The organism is Pseudomonas sp. MWU16-30317, assembly GCF_020515695.1.
GTDB lineage: Bacteria > Pseudomonadota > Gammaproteobacteria > Pseudomonadales > Pseudomonadaceae > Aquipseudomonas.
Genome location: NZ_JAIWJA010000012.1, coordinates 35,045 through 58,597, shown reverse-complemented (window position 1 = coordinate 58,597; position 23,553 = coordinate 35,045). Strand labels below are relative to the sequence as shown.

At 59.8% G+C, this 23,553-nt stretch carries 21 protein-coding genes and 2 pseudogenes; 8 read left to right on the top strand and 15 right to left on the bottom strand.

Annotated elements, in window-relative coordinates:
- Positions 1-90: 90 nt before the first annotated feature.
- The 13 genes from LIX93_RS26075 to LIX93_RS26015 form a co-directional block, all read right to left on the bottom strand.
- Complete coding sequence (locus LIX93_RS26075) at positions 91-594, bottom strand: hypothetical protein (RefSeq protein WP_226506935.1); 504 nt, start codon at positions 592-594, stop codon at positions 91-93.
- Positions 591-2,111: an MFS transporter gene (locus LIX93_RS26070; protein WP_226506934.1), complete on the bottom strand. Its 1,521-nt coding sequence runs from the start codon at positions 2,109-2,111 to the stop codon at positions 591-593. Before LIX93_RS26070 ends, LIX93_RS26075 begins: the two co-directional genes overlap by 4 nt.
- 11 nt (positions 2,112-2,122) lie before the next feature.
- The gene (locus LIX93_RS26065) at positions 2,123-3,295 is read right to left on the bottom strand and encodes an efflux RND transporter periplasmic adaptor subunit (protein ID WP_226506933.1); all 1,173 of its coding nucleotides are present in this window, start codon (positions 3,293-3,295) and stop codon (positions 2,123-2,125) included.
- Positions 3,296-3,300: 5 nt separating this feature from the next.
- Entirely contained in the window at positions 3,301-4,806 is a 1,506-nt protein-coding gene (locus LIX93_RS26060) for an efflux transporter outer membrane subunit (protein WP_226506932.1), read from the bottom strand.
- Between the two features lie 99 nt (positions 4,807-4,905).
- Complete coding sequence (locus LIX93_RS26055) at positions 4,906-5,547, bottom strand: TetR/AcrR family transcriptional regulator (RefSeq protein WP_226506931.1); 642 nt, start codon at positions 5,545-5,547, stop codon at positions 4,906-4,908.
- A gap of 144 nt (positions 5,548-5,691) precedes the next feature.
- Positions 5,692-6,531, bottom strand: a complete 840-nt coding sequence (gene fghA, locus LIX93_RS26050) for an S-formylglutathione hydrolase (protein ID WP_226506930.1) — start codon at positions 6,529-6,531, stop codon at positions 5,692-5,694.
- Between the two features lie 185 nt (positions 6,532-6,716).
- Entirely contained in the window at positions 6,717-7,286 is a 570-nt protein-coding gene (gfa, locus tag LIX93_RS26045) for an S-(hydroxymethyl)glutathione synthase (RefSeq protein WP_226506929.1), read from the bottom strand.
- Between the two features lie 67 nt (positions 7,287-7,353).
- Positions 7,354-8,463, bottom strand: a complete 1,110-nt coding sequence (locus LIX93_RS26040; protein WP_226506928.1) for an S-(hydroxymethyl)glutathione dehydrogenase/class III alcohol dehydrogenase — start codon at positions 8,461-8,463, stop codon at positions 7,354-7,356.
- Between the two features lie 65 nt (positions 8,464-8,528).
- Positions 8,529-8,804: a formaldehyde-responsive transcriptional repressor FrmR gene (gene frmR / locus LIX93_RS26035; RefSeq protein WP_226506927.1), complete on the bottom strand. Its 276-nt coding sequence runs from the start codon at positions 8,802-8,804 to the stop codon at positions 8,529-8,531.
- 95 nt (positions 8,805-8,899) lie between these two features.
- Positions 8,900-9,097, bottom strand: coding sequence for a heme-binding protein (locus LIX93_RS29765; RefSeq protein WP_346015244.1), 198 nt, complete (start codon positions 9,095-9,097; stop codon positions 8,900-8,902).
- A gap of 296 nt (positions 9,098-9,393) precedes the next feature.
- Positions 9,394-9,795, bottom strand: coding sequence for a DoxX family protein (locus tag LIX93_RS26025; protein ID WP_226506926.1), 402 nt, complete (start codon positions 9,793-9,795; stop codon positions 9,394-9,396).
- Positions 9,796-10,083: 288 nt separating this feature from the next.
- Entirely contained in the window at positions 10,084-10,728 is a 645-nt protein-coding gene (grxB, locus tag LIX93_RS26020) for a glutaredoxin 2 (protein WP_226506925.1), read from the bottom strand.
- 51 nt (positions 10,729-10,779) lie between these two features.
- Entirely contained in the window at positions 10,780-11,085 is a 306-nt protein-coding gene (locus LIX93_RS26015) for a putative quinol monooxygenase (protein ID WP_226506924.1), read from the bottom strand.
- A gap of 105 nt (positions 11,086-11,190) precedes the next feature.
- Between LIX93_RS26015 and LIX93_RS26010 the strand changes: the two genes are divergently transcribed.
- A complete protein-coding gene (locus tag LIX93_RS26010) occupies positions 11,191-12,084 on the top strand; it encodes a LysR family transcriptional regulator (RefSeq protein ID WP_226506923.1) in 894 nt (297 codons plus the stop codon).
- Between the two features lie 335 nt (positions 12,085-12,419).
- Here the strand turns inward: LIX93_RS26010 and aceE are convergent.
- Positions 12,420-15,089, bottom strand: a pseudogene (gene aceE / locus LIX93_RS26005) (pyruvate dehydrogenase (acetyl-transferring), homodimeric type).
- A gap of 174 nt (positions 15,090-15,263) precedes the next feature.
- On the opposite strand from aceE, the gene LIX93_RS26000 reads away from it, so the two are divergent.
- The 7 genes and pseudogenes from LIX93_RS26000 to LIX93_RS25970 all read left to right on the top strand — a co-directional run.
- Positions 15,264-15,716, top strand: a complete 453-nt coding sequence (locus LIX93_RS26000; RefSeq protein ID WP_226506922.1) for a MarR family transcriptional regulator — start codon at positions 15,264-15,266, stop codon at positions 15,714-15,716.
- 262 nt (positions 15,717-15,978) lie between these two features.
- On the top strand, positions 15,979-17,493 hold the full coding sequence (locus LIX93_RS25995) for an MFS transporter (RefSeq protein WP_226507045.1): 1,515 nt from the start codon (positions 15,979-15,981) through the stop codon (positions 17,491-17,493).
- 19 nt (positions 17,494-17,512) lie between these two features.
- Positions 17,513-18,577, top strand: a complete 1,065-nt coding sequence (locus LIX93_RS25990; protein WP_226506921.1) for an HlyD family secretion protein — start codon at positions 17,513-17,515, stop codon at positions 18,575-18,577.
- Positions 18,574-20,043, top strand: coding sequence for an efflux transporter outer membrane subunit (locus LIX93_RS25985; RefSeq protein ID WP_226506920.1), 1,470 nt, complete (start codon positions 18,574-18,576; stop codon positions 20,041-20,043). The genes LIX93_RS25990 and LIX93_RS25985 overlap by 4 nt, the downstream gene beginning before the upstream one ends.
- Positions 20,044-20,183: 140 nt before the next feature.
- Positions 20,184-21,080, top strand: a complete 897-nt coding sequence (locus tag LIX93_RS25980; protein WP_226506919.1) for a LysR family transcriptional regulator — start codon at positions 20,184-20,186, stop codon at positions 21,078-21,080.
- Between the two features lie 98 nt (positions 21,081-21,178).
- Positions 21,179-22,027 carry a LysR family transcriptional regulator gene (locus LIX93_RS25975; protein ID WP_226506918.1) on the top strand — a complete coding sequence of 283 codons (849 nt, stop codon included), beginning with the start codon at positions 21,179-21,181 and terminating at the stop codon, positions 22,025-22,027.
- Positions 22,028-22,281: 254 nt separating this feature from the next.
- Positions 22,282-22,402: pseudogene (locus tag LIX93_RS25970) on the top strand (DUF4113 domain-containing protein); the annotation flags it as partial.
- A gap of 201 nt (positions 22,403-22,603) precedes the next feature.
- On the opposite strand, the gene LIX93_RS25965 reads toward LIX93_RS25970, so the two are convergent.
- Positions 22,604-23,473: a LysR family transcriptional regulator gene (locus LIX93_RS25965; RefSeq protein ID WP_161460586.1), complete on the bottom strand. Its 870-nt coding sequence runs from the start codon at positions 23,471-23,473 to the stop codon at positions 22,604-22,606.
- Positions 23,474-23,553: the final 80 nt, after the last annotated feature.

Sequence of the window (23,553 nt, the reverse complement as noted above, 5' to 3'; positions counted from 1 at the left end):
CGATGGCGACGCACCACTTTCTCAGGATTATGCAGATTCACTGCAGCGATCGCCTCGCTCGCTTAGGCAAAGCTGAGCAATGGCAGTCTTTCAGTCTCGAAGGACATCAGCCAGTTTGCGCAGGGCCTCATCCAGTGCAGCCAATTCCTGTATGGCAGAAGACCTCCCAGCCCCCCGGTCGCCGTTCGACAGTGTTTTTGAAGCCTGTCGATAAGTACTTGCACCCTTACTGGACAGACGCAATACGAATTCGCGCCGGGTACTGCCCTTGGTTTGCGGTACCAGCAAGTCTTTTTTTTCCAATTGGCCAATCAGGTGCGTAACACTCGAGCCGGACATGTACAGCTCATAGGCGCATTGACTGGGTGTGCAGCGGCCATGCCGGAAAATGAATCCAAGCATTTGAAAATGGACTGTGCCAATACCCCACCGAAGAAGCTCGCAGGCAATGCGGCGATCCAGGGCGCTACGGGCCTGTGCAAGCACGTGGAAGGCCTGTGTTCTGAGGCTTTTGGGATCAAGCGGGTCGATGGTGACTGCGGTGTCGTCACTTTCGTCCGCGCGAGGAGTCGGCCGGGAGGGATGCTGAGTCACTTGAAGGTCCTTTGGCCGATGGATACCAACAGGGCAACACCTGCCACGCCGATAATCATCCAAAAATATTCGGTGCTGGCTACCAGGGTCGATTGCTGTTGCAGTGTCTGCGCCAGCATTGCAGTTGAAATCTGCCCCGCATGACTGGCACCCACGTCGGGCGTCAGTGCGTGAGTCAGTAGCTGGAGTTGCTGTTGGTAGCGGGGATCGTCCTTGAGAAAAAACAGGTTGAGGTTGTTGTACTGAGTCGTGGTCCGCCACTGGAGGAACAACGTGGCGACGGCGGTACCCATAGCCATCGCGATCTGACCCAGCATGCTTTTGATTTGATAAGCGTGGGTGAACAGAGTGTCGTGATGGCTGACGTCGCGAAAGGTCTGCATCGCCGCCGTGGCGAGTACCAACATCACGAAGCAGCCGTTAAGTATCAGCGCTGGCAGAATGTTGGACCACATATTGGCTTCGGGCGTGATGGAAGACAGCAGCCAACCGAAACCCATCAGCCCCCCGAAACCGGCCACGAAGAACTTCTTGGGCCCTGGATACCGCGGGATCACTAACGCCATCACCAACCAGGTCAGCAAAGCGCCTGCGAGTCCGAATGCCTGAAAGGTACCGATGGTGTCCCACGAGTAGCCAAGGGCGGATTGCAGAAAGTACGGCAAGATATAGTTGTTGCTACCGAGCACTATGTAGGTGAAACAGAACAATGCCACGCCTTGCAGGTAGCGGGCTTGAATAAGGCCGCGGACATTGAGCAGCGGTTCAGCCTTCTGGTGTTCGGCATGGAAAAAGATATAAATGCCCAAGGCCGCCAGGAGCGCGAACGCGGCCAGAATGAATGTCTCGTTGTAGAAGTCATAGTAGGAGCGCTGCAGCACATACAGCAGGAAGAAACTGCTCACCGCCAGCAGCAGTACATTCGCGGGGCTGGAAGTCGTTCGATCTTCAAGCGGCACCGGCGTGTTGGTCAGAAATCGGCAACACAACGCCGCAGCGATCAGAGCGCCTGCGATCAAGATCCAGAAGATTCCGTGCCAAGTGTCTTCGACCACTACCAGAGAGGACAGGAAAGGTGCCGACGCGGTACCAATGGCCAGCCCGGTGGCAAACACCTTGACCCCCACGAATCGGCCTGGCCCCGGCGGTAGCATGTTGACCATCACGCGTGCCGAAGTCATGAACGCGGCACCGCCCAAGGCCATGATCACCCGCCCTGCAGTGAAGGTGCTCAGATCACTGCTGACCGCGCAGACAAATGCGCCGAGCACGTTGATGCTGATCGAACCGAGCATGTAGTTGCGCCAGCCCAAGCGCTCGGTCAGCCAGCGTTGTTTGGAGATCACTACCACGGCGATACAGGCATACAACGCAGCGACAAGCGTGAACTCTTCCGGGCTGGCATCGATTTCGCCGCGGATAGGGGCCGAAGCAAAGGCGATCATTCCAGCTTGCAGGTATTCCAGTGCCACCAACACGCCTACGGTGGTGAGCAGGGCGGCATTCTTGCGGTACATGAGCGACCCCGTCACTGGTTGAGGCTGACGGCGGCCGGCCCGCTGCCTTCGTTGCCAGCGATGACCTGTTCGACTACTGCGTTGGCATCCTTGAGCTCGTTTTCGAAAATGTGGGTGCTGTAGCTCGGCTCGGTCGGCGCTTTACGGTTGAGCAGGCTGCCACTGCGATCCGTGGTATCGACCGATACCCGCATGGACAGGCCCAGGCGTAGTGGGTTGGCAGCGATTTCGCTTGGGTCCAGCTGGATCCGCACGGGCACCCGCTGAGTGACCTTGATCCAGTTACCGGTGGCGTTCTGCGCCGGCATCAACGAAAAGGCGCTACCCGTACCGGCATCCAGGCCAACGATGGTGCCGTGAAACACGACACTGCGGCTGTAGGCATCGGCGCGCAGCTGCACCGCTTGGCCAATACGAAGGTTTTCAATCTGCGATTCCTTGAAGTTGGCGTTTACCCAGATCTGCTCGATCGGCACCACCGACATCAGCGCCACGCCTGGGTTGATCCGCTGCCCGACCTGGACGTTGCGTTTGGTGATCAGCCCCGAGACCGGCGAATAGATTTGCGTGCGGTGCAGTGCGATATAGGCGTCGCGCAGATTGCTCGCCGCGACCAGCACGTCGGGATGGGTACGCAAGGTAGTCCCATCGACCATCGCCAAGCGCACAGCCAAGGCGTGTCGCGATCCATCGAGGCCGGCTGTGGCATTCTTGAGAATGTCTTCGGCATGACTGATCTCCTCACGCGATACCGCGCCGCTGGAGGCCAGCTGGCTGCGCCGACGCACGTCTTCGCGAGCCTTGCTGACATCATTGTGGCGCTGTTCGACCTCGGCCTCGAGCTGCTGGACCTGGTAATACTCGGTCCGCGCCAATCTCACCGCGCGGGCAAGATTGGACTTGGCGCGCTCGTACTGAATCTCGGCGTCGACCGCGTTGAGGGTCACCAACGGTGCGTTGGCATCGACGTGATCGGTATCGTCGCCGCCGATAGCGGTCACCGTGCCGGTGATCTGCGAGGTCACTTGCACCACGTTGCCATTGACGTAGGCATCATCGGTCCAGACCGAATCAAGGCCGGCGACGTACCAGATGGCCAGTGCCGCGACGAGAACGCCGATCGCCAGGACTAACAGCAGCCAGCGCCGTGAAGGGGATGCAGCGGGTGTGGGTGGTGTCGTCATGGCGGTCATTTGTCAGCAAGGGTAGGGGAGACGTTGGTCGGTGTCGCGATCTCAGGGCGATAGCCACCGCCCAGCGCTCGACTCAGATTGGCCTGCAGCGACAGGCCACGCGATTGCAGGTCGACCAATCGACGCTGCTCGGCCAGGGTCGCGTTCTGCGTGGCCAGTACTTGCAGATAGGTCGCGAGCCCGGCGCCGTAGCGTTTGTTGACCAGGTCCGAAGCCGCCTGAGCCGTCGCCACCGCTTCGTTCTGTTCGCTCAGGCGCTCCTTGAGCCAGCGCAGCGAGGCCAACTGATCGGCGATATCACGCAGTGCATCGACCACGGTCTGGTTGTAGTTCTCCACCGCCATGTCGTAAGCGGCGTCCTGCGCATCGAGGTTGCCGCGCAGGCGGCCACCCTCGAAGATCGGCAGACTGATGGCCGGCGAAAAACCGACGATGCGGCTGCTGCGATCGTTGAACGTATCGAAGGCCAGGCTCTGCATGCCGATGAACGATGTCAGGTTGACGTTGGGGTAGAAGCGCGCCTTGGCCACGTCGATTTCATGGCCGCTGGCTTCCACTCGCCAGCGTTGCGCGACGACGTCAGGACGGTGGCCGATCAGCTCCGCGGCGATGTGGGTCGGCAACGTTAAAGTGTCGCTCGCCTGCAACCGGGGCCGAGCGATGCTGCGTCCGCGGTCAGGGCCTTTGCCCAGCAACGCTGCCAGCTTGTTTTGATCCAGCTCGATAGACTCCTTGAGCGCGGCGATGGCTGCGCGGCTGGCAGGGAGCGATGCCTGGGATTGCTTGATGTCGATCTGGGTACCCAACTCGGCGGCGAATCGTTGCTGGGTCAGCTTCTCGATTTGCTGCTGTTGGTTGAGTAACGCCTGGGCGACGTCCAGCTGCTGATAGGTATTGTGCAACGCGATGTAGGCTTGAACGATCGAGGCAGACAGCATCAGCGCGGCGGCGTGCTCGTCTACTTCCAAGGCATGGCGACGGCCTACTGCGGCTTCGACGGCGGATCGGTTCTTACCCCAGAAATCCAGCTCGTAGCCGACGTTGAACGTCGCTTGATCAATGTTTTGCCACGTACCCTTGACCGGCGCTGGCGTGGTGCCGTTGGCGCTGAAGTGTTCACGTTCGGTGCTCATCTTCGCGTCCGCGGTAGGCAGCAGCGTGGCAGCTTCAATGGCCTCGAAAGCACCCGCCTGATGCACGCGAGCGGCAGCGGCGCGCAGTGAGGGACTGTCGGCCAGCGCCTCATTTACCAGGCTATCGAGTTGTGCATCCTTGAATCCGCGCCACCAGTCGGTAGTGGGCCAGGCCGCTGGCGAAAGAGGCACTGTGCTGTCGGCCATCGTCTGCTCGACGCCGGTGGGATCAACAAGCCGCGATTGCGGTTTCAGCCCACTGAAGCCACAACCACCCAAGGCAGTCAGTACCAGGGCAATTGAAAGTTGGCCACGGTATCGGCAATAGAAGGGCAGAGACGGCGCGCCCTTCAGATTGAATGTTTTCATCAGCACAAGCCCTGCTCTTCGCTGTTTTGAGAGGCGCGACGGGCATCAGGCTCCGTCGCTGTTAATAAACACTGACAGTGTCGTTAGAGGTAAAAAAATTTACCGGGGTGTTTGAGCCCGCAACCCATTGACCAGGATGCCCACCGCATCATCGATGAACTGCAGGTTGTCCAGGTTTCCAGCCATCAGATGCAGCCACGACATGCCGGTCAGCATCGACACCGCCACACCCGTATCGGCTTGCGCATGGATCTCACCGCGCTCGACGGCCCTGGCAAAAATCTTGCGCAGTGTCCGTTCGCGGCGGGGCATGAACTCCTCGCGCAACTCTTGGATGGCTGCCGGATCAAGCTGGATTTCGGTGAAATAGCTACGCAGGGTTTCTCCCGCACTGGACGAGCGCCACCATATCCACAACGACCGCAGGTGTGTCACCAGATCACTGTGCAGCTCTCCGGTGTCAGGGGAAGCCACGAACGTCAGGGCGGTGCGTTCATAGACATCCCGCAGCAGTGCGCCCTTACTGCGCCACCAGCGATAGATGGTCGGCTTGCTCGACCCCGCACGCTCGACCAGTGCGTCCATCGTGAAGGCGCGATAGCCCCGCTCCTCGAGAATCGCCGCAGCAGCATCAAGAATCGCTTCGGTACTTTGCGGGCTGCGAATCGCGCCGATTGACGACCGGCTGCGAGATTTGACGGGTTTGGGCGTATCTGAGGTCGATTTCACAGTGGTCAGCATCGGGTGAGGGTGGCTAATAGAAACTGTCAGTATTTATACCGACGCTTTTCACCTTGTTCAATGCAAAACCTGCAAAAGACTATTTCATCGTCATGGGGTAATTGAGTACGGTATTGCGCGACGGACGGAAGTCAGGGCTGCCGACTATGCCAATGCCTGGGCGTGATGGCGCAGGTGCTCTTCAATGAACGTTGCGATGAAGTAATAGCTGTGGTCGTACCCCGGCTGCAAGCGCAGCGTGATGGGCTGCGCAGCTTTCTCTGCCGCCTGTTTCAGCGCGCCAGGCATGAGTTGCGTTTCGAGAAAATCGTCACTCTCGCCCTGGTCGATCAAAAGCGGCAGCCGTTCGCTGGCGGTTTCAATCAATACCGTCGCATCCCATTCCCGCCATTTGCTGCGGTCATTACCCAAGTAGCGCGAAAAAGCTTTTTCACCCCACGGGCATTTCATCGGATGCGAAATAGGTGAGAACGCCGATACCGAGCGATAACGCCCAGGGTTGCGCAGGGCGCACACCAAAGCCCCGTGCCCACCCATGGAGTGCCCACTGATACTGCGCACGTCACTCGCTGGGAAATTCGCCTCTATCAACGCTGGCAGCTCATCCACGACGTAGTCATACATCCGGTAATTCTTGGCGTATGGTGCCTCGGTGGCATTGAGGTAGAACCCCGCACCCAGACCGAAGTCCCAAGCGCCGTCAGGGTCACCGGGCACCTGCGGGCCACGGGGACTGGTATCAGGTGCAACGATGATAAGCCCCAGCTCGGCGGCGATGCGTTGAATCCCCGCTTTTTGCATGAAGTTCTCATCGGTACAGGTCAAGCCACTTAGCCAATACACGACCGGCAGCTTGTCGGTTTGTTCGGCCGGGGGCAGATACACGGCAAAAACCATGTCGCAGTCGAGGACTTCAGATCGATGTTTGTAGCGTTTATGCCAGCCGCCGAAGCTCTTCTGGGACGAGATGATTTCAAGGCTCATTGTGGACTCCGGTGTAGGGGGAAGTTCTTGGTCTATTGGGTACAGTCACGCCACTAATAAAGTTTGAAATGATCAAGAAAAAACGGTGTACCCGCTCGGTGGCTTTATCAAGGGCGAACGGGTACGCCTGATAACACTAAGTGCTATCGGGTTTGTTGCTACGCACTAAGGCAATTTCAGCTCGCTCAGAGCACGCCGTTCTGCTTGGCGGTGTGAGTTGCCAGAGCATCCATCAGTGCTGGAGACAAGCAGTCATAGGTTGGCAGGCCGATCTCGTTGAAGCGAGCACGGATACCGTCCATTTCGGCCGGTGGAGTACCGGTTTCGATGACCGACGACACGAATGCCGCGAAGCCTGGAGCAGCCCAACCGGTTTGTGGCGACAGTTCGGTGTGTACGAAGTCCAGGCCGTGGAATGCGTGGCCAGTGTTTTCGATACGACCGTACAGGTGCGCGCCGCAGTCTTTGCAAGCATGACGCTGGATGGTGGCGCTGTCATCGACGATAGCCAGTTTGGCTGCGTTGGCAGTCACGCTGACCTTGTCACGTGGCACTACGGCGATTACCGCGAATTTGGCGCCTTCAGGCTTCCAGCATTTGCTGCAACCGCAGGCGTGGTTGTGCAGGGTCTGCGCGTCAATCTTGACTTCAACCTTGTTGGTTGCGCACAAGCACTGCAAGGTGCCGCCCGCGAAATCAGCTGCGGCTGGCTTGATACCGGCGTCCAGTGAAGGATGCAGTTTTACATTGCTCATTTGTATCTCCAGAATTGCTCAGGGTTGATACGAAAAGCTCCCCGGGGCTCGCGCCCCGGGCAACCTGTCAGTATTTGATGACAGTGCGGATGGATTTGCCTTCGTGCATCAGGTCGAACGCTTCGTTGATGCGCTCCAGCGGCATGGTGTGGGTCACGAATGGCGCAAGTTCGATTTCGCCTTTCATCGAGTCTTCAACCATTTTCGGCAACTGGGTGCGCCCTTTGACGCCACCGAACGCCGACCCTTTCCAGGTACGACCGGTTACCAGCTGGAATGGGCGAGTGGAGATTTCCTGACCGGCACCGGCGACGCCGATGACGATGGATTGGCCCCAGCCACGGTGGGCGCACTCGAGCGCAGCGCGCATTACGTGAACGTTACCAATGCACTCGAAGGAGTGATCGACGCCCCAGCCGGTCATTTCGATGATCACTTGCTGAATCGGCTGCTCATGATCTTTCGGATTGATGCAGTCGGTGGCACCGAACTGGCGAGCCAGGTCGAACTTGGAAGGGTTGGTGTCGATGGCAATGATGCGACCGGCTTTGGCTTGACGAGCGCCTTGAATGGCTGCCAGGCCGATGCCGCCCAGACCGAAAATGGCGACGGTATCGCCCGGCTGGACTTTAGCGGTGTTATGCACTGCGCCAATGCCGGTGGTCACGCCACAGCCCAACAGGCACACGTGTTCAGGATTGGCATCCGGATTGATCTTGGCCACCGAAACCTCGGCGACCACGGTGTATTCGCTGAAGGTCGAGCAGCCCATGTAGTGGTACAGCGGCTGGCCATTGTAAGAGAAGCGGCTGGTGCCATCGGGCATGACGCCTTTACCTTGGGTAGCGCGCACGGCGGTACACAGGTTGGTTTTACCCGACTTGCAGAACAGGCATTCGCCGCACTCTGCGGTGTACAGCGGGATGACGTGATCGCCAGGCTTGAGGCTGGTAACGCCTTCGCCGACTTCAATCACGATGCCGGCGCCTTCATGACCGAGTACGACAGGGAACAGGCCTTCAGGATCATCACCGGACAGGGTGAAGGCGTCCGTGTGGCAAACGCCGGTATCGGTAATTTTGATCAGCACTTCACCTGCACGAGGGGGTGCTACGTCGATCTCAACAATTTGAAGCGGCTTACCTGCTTCAAAGGCAACTGCTGCACGAGATTTCATAGGGTTTTCTCCAAAGGGTAGTGCTCATTGAGAGTGCCACCGTCATCGGCATGTGGCCGTGGCGGCTATTTCAGGTAGGTGCGCACCAGAGAAATCACCTCATCGATCGAAGATCGCTGGGCGTCTGATGTATTGACTAAAGCGGTGAACTCTTCCCTCAGGTGGCTTTCCAGTACGCCGGCCATCAGTCCGTTCACAGCGCCCCGCATGGCGGCGATCTGCTGCAGCACCGGACCGCATTCGGCTCCCGCCTGCAGGGCTGATTCAAGCGCATCCAGTTGCCCCCGAACTCGTCGGACTCTGGCCAAGACGCGTTTTTTCTCTTCGGGTGAATGTGGCATCGAGATAATCCTAGTCAATCCTGACAAGATGGCTATGCGGGTACTGGTAGGGAGTATATATATGTACTGGAGGGGAGTATAGCGGCAGTGATGCGTCAAGCCGCCACATCACGACATGAACGGCGCAATCCTGTGCTGCTGGTAGCTTGAATTCGCCAGTGCAGGACCCAGTGCTTACCCATCATCGCAGCGGTTTTTTCTGCGAATGTGCCGTCCTCGGGTGACAGCCCACCGGCGACGCCAACGGCGCCGACGAGTTTTCCGTCGATCAGGACCGGCACTCCACCTTCCATTTGTCGTCTACGGCACTGGTGACGAAGGGCGCGCGTCTTGCAGGGGCCTGCGTTGTGCTTGACGACGCTGCCGCTTTGGCAGATGCCAATGTGATGATCGGTTTGGTTGCAGGCCGAGTTTGCGCGAACGCTGAATGGCAGCAGACCCAGGACAGCGCCAGTATTGGCCAGAGTTTGTTAGAGGCCATGTGAATTCGCTCATGGAAAAAACCCGGTTGAAGAAAGGGGAGCGCAGCGGTCAACCGGGTAGAAATGTACGGAAGGCTTTCAAGCGATCGGTAACGGCCCCTCCAGACCTACCCTTTGCTTGCAGACTTCAGAGCAAAGGGCCCATCGCCAAGCAGTGCGACAACCAGCGCAGTCACACAAAGGTAGATCGGATACTCCCAACCACCATTGGCGTTGGTGAAGCTCCAGCCATTACCGAAGTGTACGGTTGATGCGACGAAGAGCTGTACGACCGCAATCAAGGCTACCCAGCGAGCGTAAACGCCCAAGACCAACATCAGACCGCCCACCACTTCGAATGCCATGACTGGATAGGCGAGGAAGCCTGGGAACCCGATGGATTCGAAGAAGCCGACGGTGCCAGCGGGGGTGAATACCAGGACCTTTGTCAGGCCGTGGGCAATGAACATGATGCCGAGCGCCAGGCGCATGACGAGTGCAGCATAGGGGGCAGTGCGTGAGTCGATCATGGTGTCGTTTCCTTCTGTTCAATAGGAGAGTTGCGTTGTGATAGGGCTATGATATAGATCCTTTTTTAGAGATAAATAAGAGCAGGCGCGATTAATAGTTCCGAAAAATGGAACAATTATCCATTTGGCAATGACTGCGTGGTTGGACTGCCGGGCGCTGCCCGACAACGGACGTCAAGCCGGCCGAAACGCAAAGAGGGGCTGCAATCGATGATTGCAGCCCCTCTCTATGGTTTCGGTCTAGCGTTGCTACGACCCCCAGGCCTTCTGGTGCTGGATTTGGGCCGCTTAGATCGCTATTGGGTCGTGGAGGTCGATCCCACTGCGTTCGGCCATGCGAACTCGATAAGCCTCGACAGCAGGCGGATACACGATGCCTCGCACGATCGACATACTACGCAAAGTGGCGAACAGATGGATGTCGTCTTCTGACAGCTCGCCATTCACCGCGTCCGGGGACTGGATCAGTGGTTCGAGCGCCAGCAATTGCTGGTTCAGCGACGCGATATAATCGGGGCTGGCGGCCAGATGGCCTTCGAAGCTGCCGAGCATGCGCTCCTTGTTCCGGGTGAAGTAGTCACGCGCGGCGGGGGTAGAAAACTCCTCGAAATCCGAGACGGCCCAACGTGGGATTGCCAGCGAATAAAGCGGGCTGGTCACGTCTTTGTTCCACTGCGCCAAGGCTGGATTATTTGAGCCGGACAAGATCTTCGCGCCGGACCGACCATCGATATGGGCAACGATATCCATGCTCTCGGCCAGATACTGATCAGCGTCTTGAAGGATCGGCGCCATTTTTTTGCCAATCATGCGGATGGGCGTGGCCTCATCATCGTTCATGAGGATGACGAGTTCGACGGCTGTTTGCTTGAGTCCGAAAATCATGCGGGCCTTCACGCAGAAGGGGCAGTGATCGTAAACGAAGAGCTTCATGGTGTCTGAGTTCCAAAAAATTAAGCGCGACGGGCGAGCATGCTGCTGGCCTCAGCTTGAGTAAGCGCTAAGGAAAGTGATCTGCGGCTTGCCGATCATCAGATGTTCAGCGTCGCGCTCGAAGGTGTGAAAGTGAGGCTGGGTGAGGTGAAGATCGAATGCGGCCCGGTCGCGATAGATTTCATGAAAAACCACGTAGGTCTCATCATCTTCTGGCACCAGAACATTGAACGCCATACATCCCGCTTCCGTAGCCAACGCATCCCTTGCATCTGCTGCAGCCACTGGCAGGAAGGCGGCAAGTGCGCCAGGCTGCAGGGCGATTTTGGCAATAACGACGAACGTGGATAAAGACACTTGGGCTTTCCCTATTCATAAAAGAGGCGCCACTTTAGGTGCCACAGGTTTGAAAGAGAATGGCCACAGATGAGACCATGGCTTTCATAAATGAGAGGACGATCGATGGATCTCAATGCGGTGCAGATGCTGGTAACAATCGTCCAGGCTGGAAGTATGACCGCAGGCGCGGAGCGGTTGGGAGTGCCGCTGCCAACTATAAGCCGCAGAATTCGTGCACTTGAGCAGGAACTCAAAGTGGAATTGCTGGAACGTTCAGCCCGGGGCGTAAAGCTGACCGAAGCCGGCGCGCGCCTTTTTGAGCACGCAAGCCGGGGGTTGGATCTCTTGCAAGAAGGGCGAGACGCGCTCGTCAGCGACCAGGTTCACATCAAAGGCAAGCTGCGCTTGTCAGTGCCGCCTTCGTTCTCGCCTTGGTGGCAGTTGATTTCAGACTTTCAGAAGGACCATCCCGACATCCGCGTGCATCTGCTTTCGACGGAGCGCCGCGTTCACCCCGTCGAGGACGGCATAGACGTGGCACTTCGCGTCGGCAGGGTAGAACACGAGTCGTTGATCGCCAGGCATCTGCTCGATTATCGGCATGTCTTGGTCGCCAGCCCACTATTTCTCGAGTCGAATGGCAGGCCGAACAGTCCGCAGGATCTGAGCAGATTTCCTTGCGCAACATGGAGCCTTGGTACAAATACGACCTCGACTTGGCGATTCCCAGACTTATCGATGGAGCCTAATGCAGTGCTTTCAACGAATGACAGCATGCACCTGCTGCACAGCGCGATGTCAGGCGAAGTCATCACCGAACTGCCCCCCTTCATTGTCAAGGAGCCCATCCGAAGGGGACAACTTGTGCAGTTGCTGTCTGACTATCCATTGCCTGAGTTTTCCCTGAATCTTCTCTATCCTGCGCACCGCCATCCTTCTGCCGTTGTCCGCACCTATCTGGAATACTGTCGTCGACGTATTCCTTGGTTGGTAGACGCATGCTGCCCGGGGCCATAGCCGCCGCTTAAAAGTATACGACTGGCAGAGGCGAGAAAAAATCGGCGTATACCATTTCCAGCGGGATGATCATTTTGCGTCTCAACCGGACCAATGCGCGGCCTGGCCCAATTTGCAGCATTTTATCGAGTTGGGCCGAAAGCATTGGCTGGCTGAGGCCGCGCAGGGTTGCCACCCAGGATTTGATAGGATCATCACGGACCCGATACGGCATCAAATACGACCAGTTTAGCGCTATAAAATTTTAGGGCCGGATGGTCGCTATGTAGGTTAAAAACGCTCTCTCCCATTGACCTGAATGCCCTGAGATAAAGGCGAAATAGCATCTGGCGTCATCAGACGCTTGCTGGGTCGGTCTTGGCAGGGTCTATGCCCATTTCCGTCAAGGCTTTCGAGACGACCCTTCGCGCTATGGCGCCGTCGTCGGCCAATGCCTTCAACGCGGCGAGCACGATAAACTGGCGGTCCACTTCAAAATGTCGGCGCAGTGCCTCCCGGGTATCCGACTGACCGAAACCATCGGTGCCAAGCGCCACGAACCGGCGGCCATGTACGAAAGGCCTGATCTGATCGGCGAAGATCTTCATATAGTCGCTGGCGACTACCACCGGTCCGTGGCGGTCGGCCAGGCAATCTTCGACATGGCAAGTGCGGGGCACTGAGTCTGGGTTCAGTAGGTTCCAGCGTTCCACGGCTTGGCCCTCACGGCGCAGTTCGGTCAGGCTGGTGGCGCTCCAGATGTCACTGCTGACCCCATAGTCACGGGCAAGGATGTCACCCGCCGCGATCACCTCGCGCAATATCGAACCGCACCCCATCAACTGCACATGGGGCACGCCCTGGTTCACCTCGGTACTCGATAACGAATACAGCCCCTTGAGAATACCCGCGCTGACGCCCTCGGGCATCTCCGGGTGCGGGTAGTTCTCGTTGAGCAAGGTGATGTAGTAATAGATGTCTTCATTCTCGACGTACATGCGCCGCATGCCTTCCTGGATAATCACCGCCAGTTCGAATGAAAAGGTCGGATCGTAGGCGACGCAGCAGGGAATGGTCGAGGCCAGTACGTGGCTGTGGCCGTCGTCATGCTGCAGGCCTTCGCCCATCAGCGTGGTGCGCCCCGACGTGGCGCCCAGCAAGAAGCCGCGGGCACGGGCATCGCCGGCGGCCTAGGCGAGGTCGCCGATGCGCTGGAAGCCGAACATCGAGTAGTAGATGTAAAACGGGATAGTCATCACGCCGTGGTTGGCGTACGCGGTGCTGGCCGCGATCCAGGATGACATGGCACCGGATTCGTTAAGGCCCTCCTGCATGATCTGGCCGTCCTTGCTCTCCCGGTAATAGCTGAGCTGCCCAGCGTCTTGCGGGGTGTAGAGCTGGCCCACGTGGGAGTGGATGCCGATCTGCCGGAACAGGCTTTCCATGCCGAAGGTGCGCGACTCATCGGGCACGATGGGCACTACCAGCTTGCCGATCTGCCTGTCCTTGAGCAGCGTGCTGAGGATGCGCACGAAGGCCATGGTGGTGGAGATTTCGCGTTCGCCGGTGCCCTTGAGCTGGGCCGCCAAGGCGGCGAGCGGTGGTATGGCCAGTGGTGGGACCTCGGCGTGACGCGCCGGCACATAGCCGCCCAGCTTGGCGCGCGCGGCTTGCAGGTAGCGGGTTTCCTGGCTGTCGGCGTCGGGCTTGAGATAGGGCAGTTCGGCCAGTTGCGCGTCGCTGAGGTTGAGCTCGAAGCGGTCGCGGAAGGCGCGCAGGGCGTCGATGCCCATCTTCTTCTGCTGATGGTTGATGTTCTGGCCTTCACCCGCCTCGCCCATGCCAAAGCCCTTCACGGTCTTTGCGAGGATCACCGTGGGTGCGCCGCTGTGGCGCATGGCGGCCGCGTAGGCGTTGTAGACCTTGAGCGGGTCGTGGCCGCCACGGGACAGCTTCCAGATGTCGTCGTCGCTCATGTCGGCGACCAGCTCCAGCAGCTGTGGGTAACGGCCAAAGAAATGCTCGCGCACATAGGCGCCGTTCTGGGATTTATAGTTCTGGTAGTCGCCGTCGACGCATTCCATCATGCGCTGGCGCAGCAGCCCGCTGCGGTCCTGGGCCAGCAGCCGGTCCCAGCCGCTGCCCCAGATTACCTTGATCACGTTCCAGCCGGCGGCGCGGTACAGGCTCTCGAACTCCTGGATGACCTTGGCGTTGCCGCGCACCGGGCCGTCGAGACGCTGCAGGTTGCAATTAACCACGAAGATCAGGTTGTCGAGCTTCTCACGCCCGGCCAGCGAGATGGCCGCGAGGGATTCGGGCTGGTCCATTTCTCCGTCGCCCAGAAAGGCCCAGACCTTGCGGCCCTGATGTTCCTTGAGCTGGCGGTTTTCCAGGTAGCGCATGAAGCGCGCCTGGTAGGCGGCGGTGATCGGGCCAAGTCCCATGGACACGGTGGGGAATTGCCAGAAATCGCCCATCAAGCGCGGGTGAGGGTAGGAAGAAATACCGTCGCGGTCGGTTTCTCGGCGAAAGTTGTCCAACTGTGCCTCGCTGAGACGGCCTTCGAGGAAGGCCCGGCCATAAATGCCCGGTGAGCTGTGGCCCTGGATATACACCAGGTCGCCGGCGAAGGTGTCAGTGCGGCCACGGAAGAAATGATCGAACCCGACGTCATAGAGCACTGCCGCCGACGCGTAGCTGGCGATGTGGCCGCCGACGCCGGAATGCTTGCCGGCGCGCAAGACCATGGTCAGGGCGTTCCAGCGGATGAAGGCATTGATGCGGCGCTCGATACCGAGGTCGCCGGGGTAGGGCAGTTCGCGTTCGGGGGCGATGCTGTTGACGTAGGGGGTGGTGACCCGGCCGTGGAAGTCGCCGTGGCGGGCGACATCGAAGTCCAGTAGCTGGTCGATCAGATAGTGCGCGCGGGGGCGGCCTTCGACGTCGATGACCGATTCCATCGAGTCGAGCCATTCGCGGGTCTCTTGCGGGTCCTTGTCCTGAAGCGTCGATTGCTCGTGCATGGCAATCTCCTTGGGCAGCGTTGGCGGGAACCCTACGGGCGGGTCCCTGAAGGGCGTGATGCCAGCCAACGAGGGCTGTGGATTATTTTTGATTGCAAATGCAACTATGTACTGAATCTATCCCTTGCTAGCGTACAATTGCAACTAAAATCCCCCGGCGTTTCAGGAGAGCCCATGGCTCAGGCAGCATCCGACCTCTGGTTCAACTTCGTCCGCGCCCACCGTTCGCTGATTCGCGAAATCGAGCGCCGCCTGGCGGCCGAAGGCTTGCCTGCCTATGCCTGGTATGACGCTCTGTGGGGCATCGAAAGCGGCCCCAAGGGCATGCGGCGTATGCATGAGCTGGCCGATGTGATGGTGATCGAGCGCTACAACCTCACGCGCCTGGTGGACCGCCTTGAGGCAGAGGGCCTGGTCGAACGGCGCCGCACGGAGGCCGATGGCCGGGGCGCGATTGCCTGTATCACCAGCAAGGGCAAGACCCTGCGCAAGCGCATGTGGAAGGTGTACGAAGGCGCCGTGCAGGAGTTGTTCCTCAGCCATTTCGACGCAGCGGGCCAGCCTGCATTCGCTGCGGCGCTGGAGCAGGCGCGCTTGGCGGCGAACGCGAGCGCTGAAGGTCAGTGACGCCGGCAGGCCTGGGCAACTGCCTGCTCGGCCGTAGCGGCGCGTAATGGCCGTCGCTCGAACAGACCTCTCCCGATTGCGTTTCGGTTAACTCAGACGTAGCAAAATGTCACTTCTGAGCCCTCGCGTCACTGCATAAGATCCTTGCTCCTTCATCGTCAGGAGCAATGAACATGGCTTCGTTGATAGCACCAACCGTTCCATCAGCGGGTGTGGTCTCGTGAACTCGGTGGCCAGCCCGTTAACCTCAGCTGCACGCGGCGTGCCGGCCAGTGCTCCCGCCAAGCCTGGCGCCGCGCCTTTTGGCGTGCGCATCGCCACGGGGTTGATCGGTATTCTGCTGGCCGTCCTGGTGTCGGGCTTCAACGAAAACGTGACCAAGTTCGCCATGCCGGATATTCGCGGCGCCATGGGCTTGAGCTACGACCAGAGCACTTGGTTGCTGGCGACCTACGCGGCGACTTCGGTGACGGCCATGGCGTTCGCCCCCTGGTGCGCCGCCACTTTCACGTTGCGCCGCTTCACGCTATTGGCGATGGGCGTATTCACGCTGCTGGGTCTGCTCAGCCCCTTCGCACCCAACTACGAAGCGCTGCTGGTGCTGCGTGTTTTCCAGGGCTTCGCCGGTGGCGCGTTGCCGCCGATGTTGATGTCGGCGGCGCTGCGTTTCTTGCCGCCCGGTATCAAGCTTTACGGCCTGGGCGGCTATGCACTCACTGCCACCTTCGGCCCGAGCTTCGGGCTGCCGCTGGCGGCCTGGTGCGTCGAGTACCTGGGTTGGCAGTATGCGTTCTGGCAAATCATCCCGGCATCGCTGATCGCCATGGCGTGCATCGCCTGGGGCCTGCCCCGCGACCCCCTGAAGCTGGAACGGCTCAAGCAGTTCAATTGGCGGGGTGTGCTGTTGGGCATGCCGGCGTTGATCATGATCGTCCTGGGGTTGGAACAGGGTGAGCGCTTGGATTGGTTCAACGATCAACTCATACGTCTGTTGATCGGCGGTGGCGTGACGTTGTTCGTGTTGTTCTTGGTCAACGAGTGGTCAGCCCCGATACCCTTCTTCAACATCCAGATGCTGCGCAATCGCAACCTCACCCACGCCCTGATCACCCTCGGTGGCGTGCTGTTCGTGTTGCTCGGTGTGATCATCGTGCCGGCCAATTTTCTCGCCGAGGTGCAGGGCTATCGTCCGTTGCAGACCACACCAGTGCTGCTGTGGGTGGCAGTGCCCCAGTTGCTCGCTCTGCCGCTGGTAGTCGCGTTGTTGAACAACCGTGTCGTCGATTGCCGGCTTGTCCTGGCGGTGGGCCTGGGGCTGCTGGCGCTGGCGTGCCTGATCGGTTCCCATGTCACCCAGGCGTGGCATCGCGAAGACTTCTACCTGATACAGATGATCATGATTTTCGCCCAGCCGATGGCGGTCGTGCCCTTGCTGATGCTCTCCACGGGTGGCTTGCAACCCGCCGACGGCCCCTTTGCGTCGGCGTGGTTCAACACCGTCAAAGGCTTTGCCGCCGTGGCCGCCAGCAGCGCGTTGGAAACCGTGACGCTGCACCGGCTGCATTTTCATTCGACGATGCTGGTTGATCGCTATGGCAGCAATCCATCGGTGACCGCAGGCATTGCCCCGCAGCACATGGCGCAGCGTCTGCACGAGCAGGCCGTGGTGTTGACCTCATCCGACCTGTACCTCTGCCTGGGCGCCGTCGCCGTGCTGCTGATCGCGCTGATTCCCATCTTGCCGACGCGCATTTTCCCGCCGCGCGCCGCCTCTTGAACTCTCAGGAAGTTGAAAAATGAGCCAAGCAATCGCTTCGAAAAAGTTGTTATGGATGGTCGTCACCGTGCTGCTGGCGGTGGTGCTGGCCGGCGCGGTGTGGCGCTTCGTGTTCGGCCAGAGTGCGGTGCAAAGCACCAACGATGCCTTCGTCACTGCCGACTTCACTTTGGTGGCGCCCAAGGTGTCCGGCTTCATCGGCGAGGTGCTGGTGGAGGACAACCAGCAGGTCAAGGCCGGGCAGGTATTGGCACGCATCGATGCCAAGGACTATGAAGCGGACCTCGCCGCCGCCAACGCCGCCATCGCCACCGCCCATGCCAACGCGCAGAACGCCGACGCCGCACGGGTACGTCAGCAGGCGCTGATCGAACAGGCCAAGGCAGTCGTGGACGGCGATGTGTCTCTGGTCGAATTCGCCCAGCATGAGTTGCTGCGTTATCAGAACCTCGCGGGGCAGGGGGCTGGTACGCTGCAGAACTTCCAGCAGGCCAGGAGCCGCTTGCAGACGGCCGAGGCGCTGAAAGCCGAACACCGTGCGGCCGTCAATGCCGCCACCAGGCAACTGGATGTGCTGGAGGCGCAACATAGCGCCGCGTTGGCCGAAGTGCTGCACGCCGAGGCGATGCAAAAGCGCGCTAGCCTGAGCCTTTCCTATACCACGCTGGTGGCCCCGTTCGACGGCACCGTGGGCCGCCGCAGCGTGCGCGTTGGGGCCTACGTGAAGCCAGGGGACAACCTGATGGCCGTGGTGCCGATCGCCCAGGCCTATATCGTCGCCAACTTCCAGGAAAGCCAACTGACCGATGTGCTGCCCGGCCAGACCGCCAGCGTGTCCGTGGATACCTTCCCCGGGCATGTTTTCAAGGGGCATGTGCAGAGCATCGCGCCGGCGACGGGCGTCACCTTCGCAGCGGTGGCGCCCGACAACGCCACCGGCAATTTCACCAAGGTCGTCCAGCGGATTCCGGTGAAGATCGTGCTCGATGACCAGCAGCCCATGACCGCGCGGTTGCGCGTTGGCATGTCGGTCGAAGCACAGATCGACACCCACTCCACTAACCCCGAGGTGACCCAGCGATGAAGGCGAAGCTGATCACCCAGTTGGCCAGTGCATGCGCTGTGCTAGGCCTCGACGGTTGCACGCTCGGGCCGGACTTCCATGCGCCGAGCACACCGCTGGGCGCGCATTGGCAACAACCAGATGCCTCGACCACCCGCAGTCGCGCGGTGCCTGGCGACGTCGACAGCCAATGGTGGCGCAGTTTCGGCGACCCTCAACTGACGGCATTGCTGGCCGAGGCTCAGGCCAATAACCTGGATTTGCGCGTCGCCGCCAGCCATGTCGAGCAAAGCCTCGCCGCACGCGCCACCGTGAGCGCAGACCGCCTGCCGAGTATCGATGCCACGGGCGACTACAGCCGTGCGCGGGGCTCCGAACGTGGCCTGTCGGATATCTCCGGGAACAACGGCAAGGACAATTACAACGTCTGGAACACCGGCCTGAATCTCGCCTGGGAAGCCGACCTGTGGGGGCGCGTGCGGCGCTCGGTGGAAGCGGCGGACGCCAAGGTGCAGGTCAGCGTCGAGGAACAGCATGCGGCGATGGTGTCGATCATGGCCCAGGTCGCGCGGGACTACATCGAGCTGCGCGGCACCCAGAGCAGCCTCGAGGTAACCCGGAAGAACCTCGATATCGCCCGCCATAGCCTGGACCTCACCCGGGCGCGATTGGCGCAAGGCGTGGCGACCGATCTGGAGGTGGCCCAGGCAGCCGCGTTACGCGCCTCGATCGAGGCGCGTGTGCCGGCACTGGAACAGCAGCGTAGCGTGCTGATCAACGCTCTCAGCTTTCTGGTCGGGCGCCAGCCGGGGGCATTGAGTGCTGAGCTGTCGCCGAGCAAAGCCATCCCGGCAGGCCCCGCCAATGTCCCTGTAGGGCTACCCAGCGAATTGGCCCAGCGACGCCCGGACATTCGTCGCGCCGAGGCCGACTTGCACGCTGCCACAGCGGCAATCGGCATTGCCAAGGCCGACTTCTATCCGCGCATCAGTCTGTCGGGCAATGCGGGCTTTCAGGCCATGCAGCTCTCCAACCTGGGCAGTTGGGGCTCGCACACCTTCGCCTTTGGCCCAAGCCTGAGCGTGCCTATCTTCGAGGGTGGCCGACTGCGAGGCCAGTTGCAATTGCGCGAAAGCGCCCAACGCGAAGCCGGGATTGCCTACCAGCGCACGGTGTTGGCGGCCTGGCATGAGGTGGACAACGCCTTGAGCGGTTATCAGGCTGACCAGCGACGGCACCAGAGTCTTGAGCTGGCGGTCACCGAGAGCCAGCGGGCACTCGCCAGTGCCCAGCAGCAATACGCCCAAGGATCGGTGGATTTTCTCAACGTATTGACGGTGCAGAACGCCTTGTTGGCAAACCAGGCTGCCTTGGTGCATAGCACCGCCGACGTGTCGCTCACGCTGGTCACGCTGTATCAAGCCTTGGGTGGTGGGTGGCAACAGCCGGCTCAGGCGGCCCTCGCCGGGGACGGCAGACAACGGTGATGATACTACCCAGCAGCCATTGGGGCAGGTGGACGTGCGGCCACAGGGTGGATTGCGGTGTGCGTCTGGCGCAGTGTGGAAATCTGCCCATGTGCGGGCAATTAACTTGTACGCCTTGCGGTTTTGGATATTCTTGAGCGATGAAAACACCTGACCTCAATCTGCTTGTCTCCCTCCATTGCCTCATCGAAGAGTGTTCCGTTGCAGGGGCGGCACGGCGGATGAACTTGAGCGCACCGGCCATGAGCCGAACGCTCGCGCGTATTCGCGAGGTCATGGAAGATCCTATTCTCGTACGCTCGCAGCGGGGAATGATGCCGACGCCCAAGGCCCTGCAGATACAGGAGCAGGTCCGCGGTATCGTGGAGCTCGCCCAGGGCTTCTTCGTGCAAAGCCAGGGTTTCGACTTGAGGACCATGAGCCGAACTTTCAGTATTCGCGCCAATGATGTATTCGTCGGCGCTTATGGCGTAAAGCTCGTGGCGATACTGAAAGAGCAGGCGCCGAATTCGGTTTTGCGTTTTGTCGCTGAAAGCGATCTGGAGGTGGACCCCCTCAATGCTGGCAGCATTGATCTGGTGATCGGTTCGTCGCGAAAATTCGGCGCGGACATCAAAGTGCAGAACCTCTTCAGCTGCCCCTTCGTAGGCATCGCTCGCACTCATCATCCGATATTCGACGAGGACATTACCCCTGAACGCTTTGCCTCGTTCGATCATATAAGCGTTTCGCGGCGTGGTCGTTCGCAAGGCCCTATCGATGTCGCTTTGGCCGAGCTGTCCCTGACTCGGCGTGTCAGTTATATCGTTCCAACCTTTCACGCAGCCTTGTTTGCAGTCGCTGACTCCGATCTTCTGTTGCCAGTGCCGGTTCCGATGCTGGAAAAGATCAGCCATCTTGGTTTGAATCTGCGGACGTTCACCCTGCCGATCCCTACCACCAGCGTCATGATCGTTCAGGCATGGCACCCGCGTCTGGAGCACGATGAGGCGCACCGTTGGTTACGCCGCACTCTGAAGGTCATGACTGCCGATTGAGATCGGACTTCACGGTAGTCAGGTCACTTGCTGGTGCTGCTTCCGGCATCAGCGGTCATTGGGTATATTCCGATGACAATCTATAACGGTGCTTGTCGATGAAATCGCCCGACATGGACGCTATACGCGCCTTTCTTCTGGTAGCGCAGTTCAGGAGTTTCACCCGGGTGGCCGATACTATGGGTACCACCCAGGCCGCCATCAGCTTGAAGATCAAGCGGCTTGAAGATGCCCTCGGTCGTGCCTTGCTGGACCGTACCCCACGACGGGTGACCTTATCGGCGCATGGCCAGGCTTTCCATGCCAATGCCCAGCGCCTGCTGGACAGTTACAACGAAGCCATGGGTTGCTTCGACACGCCCAAGCGCACCCTGCGCATCGGCGTCAGCCACCATATCGTTGGCACCGACCTGTCCTACTGGCTACAACGCCTGATGGCCGCCGACCCGGAAGTGGTGGTGGCCTTCAGCCTGGGGACCTCCCGTGAGCTGCTCGACGGTTATGAGCAAGGCAAGTTGGACGTCGCGCTGGTCCTGCGCCACGACAATCGCCGCCAGGATGGCGAGGTGATTGGCGCCGAGCACTTCACCTGGATGGCGGTGCCTACCTTGCAGGTCGCGCCTGATGCGCCGCTGCCGCTTGCCATTCAGCCAGCGCCGTGCGGAATGCGTAGTATGGTTTCAAGCGCGTTGCAGGCCCATGACCGACCCTGGCGCGAGGCTTTCGTGGGCTCGGGCATTCTAGCGATAGGCGCTGCGGTAGCGGCGGGCATCGGCATTGGCGCCATGGTCGGGCGCATGGCCCCGGCGTGCTGCGAGGATGTCACCAAGCGTTTCGGCCTGCCGGAATTGCCGATCCGCGACGTCGCGCTCTATACCACTCATCGCGACGCCCAAGTACGCCACTTGATCGAGACCCTCGTGGCTGCGATGAGTCACAGGGGCTAGAACAGCCGTTTGAAAAGGGCGGCCAATACTATTGCCAGCCCTGAAAGAGCTACGGCACATAGCAAAAAACTGACGAGGTAACTCAGGGCGAGGGAGATGCGGGACATGAGGATACTTCCGTGCTAATCAGAGAAGCATCAGTATTAAAGCCAGCCCCCCGCGAGATCGAGTGGGTCGCTGCTATTTCAGTGATAAGCAAAAGTTAAGTTTTGTGGCGGAGTGCATGCCGCTTCCCAGCCGGTGGCGACGGAGAAGGGCGATGAGGACGCGGCACTGTGAGGCTGGCGAGTGTGCCCCTGGATCCGGACTGGGGAGATGATGAGCCAAAGCGTTACAACGCGGGTGGATCAGCTCTGGATGGTTTACTGTCATTGAAGTTCGAAGGCGTCCTGCGATCATCGCCCCCCGGCGCAGCGCCTCTTCCATCGCCGGATCACCGTGACCAGACCAGTTCTGCATGAGATGAACCCGCAGCATCGCCATCAACGGATACTAGGAAGCCTTTTTCAGAATCTCCTTAGCAGCAGCCACTAACGGAGATGCTCTTCAGTAGCCCGGAAGCGTACCGCTGCTCGGTCAGCGATGCGGCGCAAGGGTCTCCAGGCAACGTTGCAAAGTATCCGAGACGTCGCCGGTACGGTAGCTGACGACGATCGGCGACGTCACGCTGCTATCAAGCAGTGCCACATAGCCGATGTCATCCCGGTGCAGCCGCTGCACCGAGGCAGGCACCAATGTGATGCCCACCCCGGCGGCCACCAAGCCAATTGCTGTCTGCAACTCGTTGGCCATCTGAGCGACGTGGATTTTCAAGCCACGCTGGGCAAACACTCCCAACACGTGATCGGCATAGCTGGGCCGCGGGTTGCCGGGGTACAGAATGAACGGCTCTGCGCTTAATTGCTGCAAAGTGACCGGCTCGTCGAGCAAGGGGTGCCCCGCCGGAAGCGCCGCCACCAGTGGGTCTTCACGCAGCACTTTCTGAGTGATCGCCGGATCATCGAACAGCAAACGGCCGAAGCCGATATCGATACGCCCGCTTTTTAGGGCTTCCAGTTGCTGAAGGGTGATGAGCTCCGACAGGCCCAGTTCGATGTCGCCGTAGCTGCGCAGCCGGCGTATCAGGTCGGGGAGGGCGCCGTAAAGTGTCGACGGTGCAAAGCCGATACCCAACCAACGCTTGTGACCTGTGCCGATTCTGCGCGTGTCGGTACTGACACGCTCCAGTTGCTCGAGCAGCAAGCCGGTCTTTTCCTGGAAGTATCGACCCGCTTCGGTCAGCCGCAGCGGGCGCGACCGTTCCAGCAGGTGGACGCCCAGCTCGTCTTCCAGTTGCTGGATCTGCCGACTCAAAGGCGGTTGAGCAATGTTCAGCTGCTGCGCCGCACGTGTGAAGTTGAGGGTTTGCGCGACAACCCGGAAGTAACGCAGATGGCGAAGCTCCACAATACCTCCTGGGTATTCAACGAGACCTATTCAATATTGGACCGGCGGGTCGTCCCGCGTCAATCTGGGGGCAAGAACAA

Coding starts and splice junctions, on each gene's coding strand:
- LIX93_RS26055 (WP_226506931.1), bottom strand. CDS start 5,547: ATGCTGACCACTGTGAAATCGACCTCAGATACGCCCAAACCCGTCAAA.
- LIX93_RS26010 (WP_226506923.1), top strand. CDS start 11,191: ATGGATCTCAATGCGGTGCAGATGCTGGTAACAATCGTCCAGGCTGGA.
- grxB (WP_226506925.1), bottom strand. CDS start 10,728: ATGAAGCTCTTCGTTTACGATCACTGCCCCTTCTGCGTGAAGGCCCGC.
- LIX93_RS25985 (WP_226506920.1), top strand. CDS start 18,574: ATGAAGGCGAAGCTGATCACCCAGTTGGCCAGTGCATGCGCTGTGCTA.
- fghA (WP_226506930.1), bottom strand. CDS start 6,531: ATGAGCCTTGAAATCATCTCGTCCCAGAAGAGCTTCGGCGGCTGGCAT.
- frmR (WP_226506927.1), bottom strand. CDS start 8,804: ATGCCACATTCACCCGAAGAGAAAAAACGCGTCTTGGCCAGAGTCCGA.
- LIX93_RS29765 (WP_346015244.1), bottom strand. CDS start 9,097: ATGGAAGGTGGAGTGCCGGTCCTGATCGACGGAAAACTCGTCGGCGCC.
- LIX93_RS25990 (WP_226506921.1), top strand. CDS start 17,513: ATGAGCCAAGCAATCGCTTCGAAAAAGTTGTTATGGATGGTCGTCACC.
- LIX93_RS25980 (WP_226506919.1), top strand. CDS start 20,184: ATGAAAACACCTGACCTCAATCTGCTTGTCTCCCTCCATTGCCTCATC.
- LIX93_RS25975 (WP_226506918.1), top strand. CDS start 21,179: ATGAAATCGCCCGACATGGACGCTATACGCGCCTTTCTTCTGGTAGCG.
- gfa (WP_226506929.1), bottom strand. CDS start 7,286: ATGAGCAATGTAAAACTGCATCCTTCACTGGACGCCGGTATCAAGCCA.
- LIX93_RS26025 (WP_226506926.1), bottom strand. CDS start 9,795: ATGATCGACTCACGCACTGCCCCCTATGCTGCACTCGTCATGCGCCTG.
- LIX93_RS26060 (WP_226506932.1), bottom strand. CDS start 4,806: ATGAAAACATTCAATCTGAAGGGCGCGCCGTCTCTGCCCTTCTATTGC.
- LIX93_RS26070 (WP_226506934.1), bottom strand. CDS start 2,111: ATGTACCGCAAGAATGCCGCCCTGCTCACCACCGTAGGCGTGTTGGTG.
- LIX93_RS26000 (WP_226506922.1), top strand. CDS start 15,264: ATGGCTCAGGCAGCATCCGACCTCTGGTTCAACTTCGTCCGCGCCCAC.
- LIX93_RS26040 (WP_226506928.1), bottom strand. CDS start 8,463: ATGAAATCTCGTGCAGCAGTTGCCTTTGAAGCAGGTAAGCCGCTTCAA.
- LIX93_RS26065 (WP_226506933.1), bottom strand. CDS start 3,295: ATGACGACACCACCCACACCCGCTGCATCCCCTTCACGGCGCTGGCTG.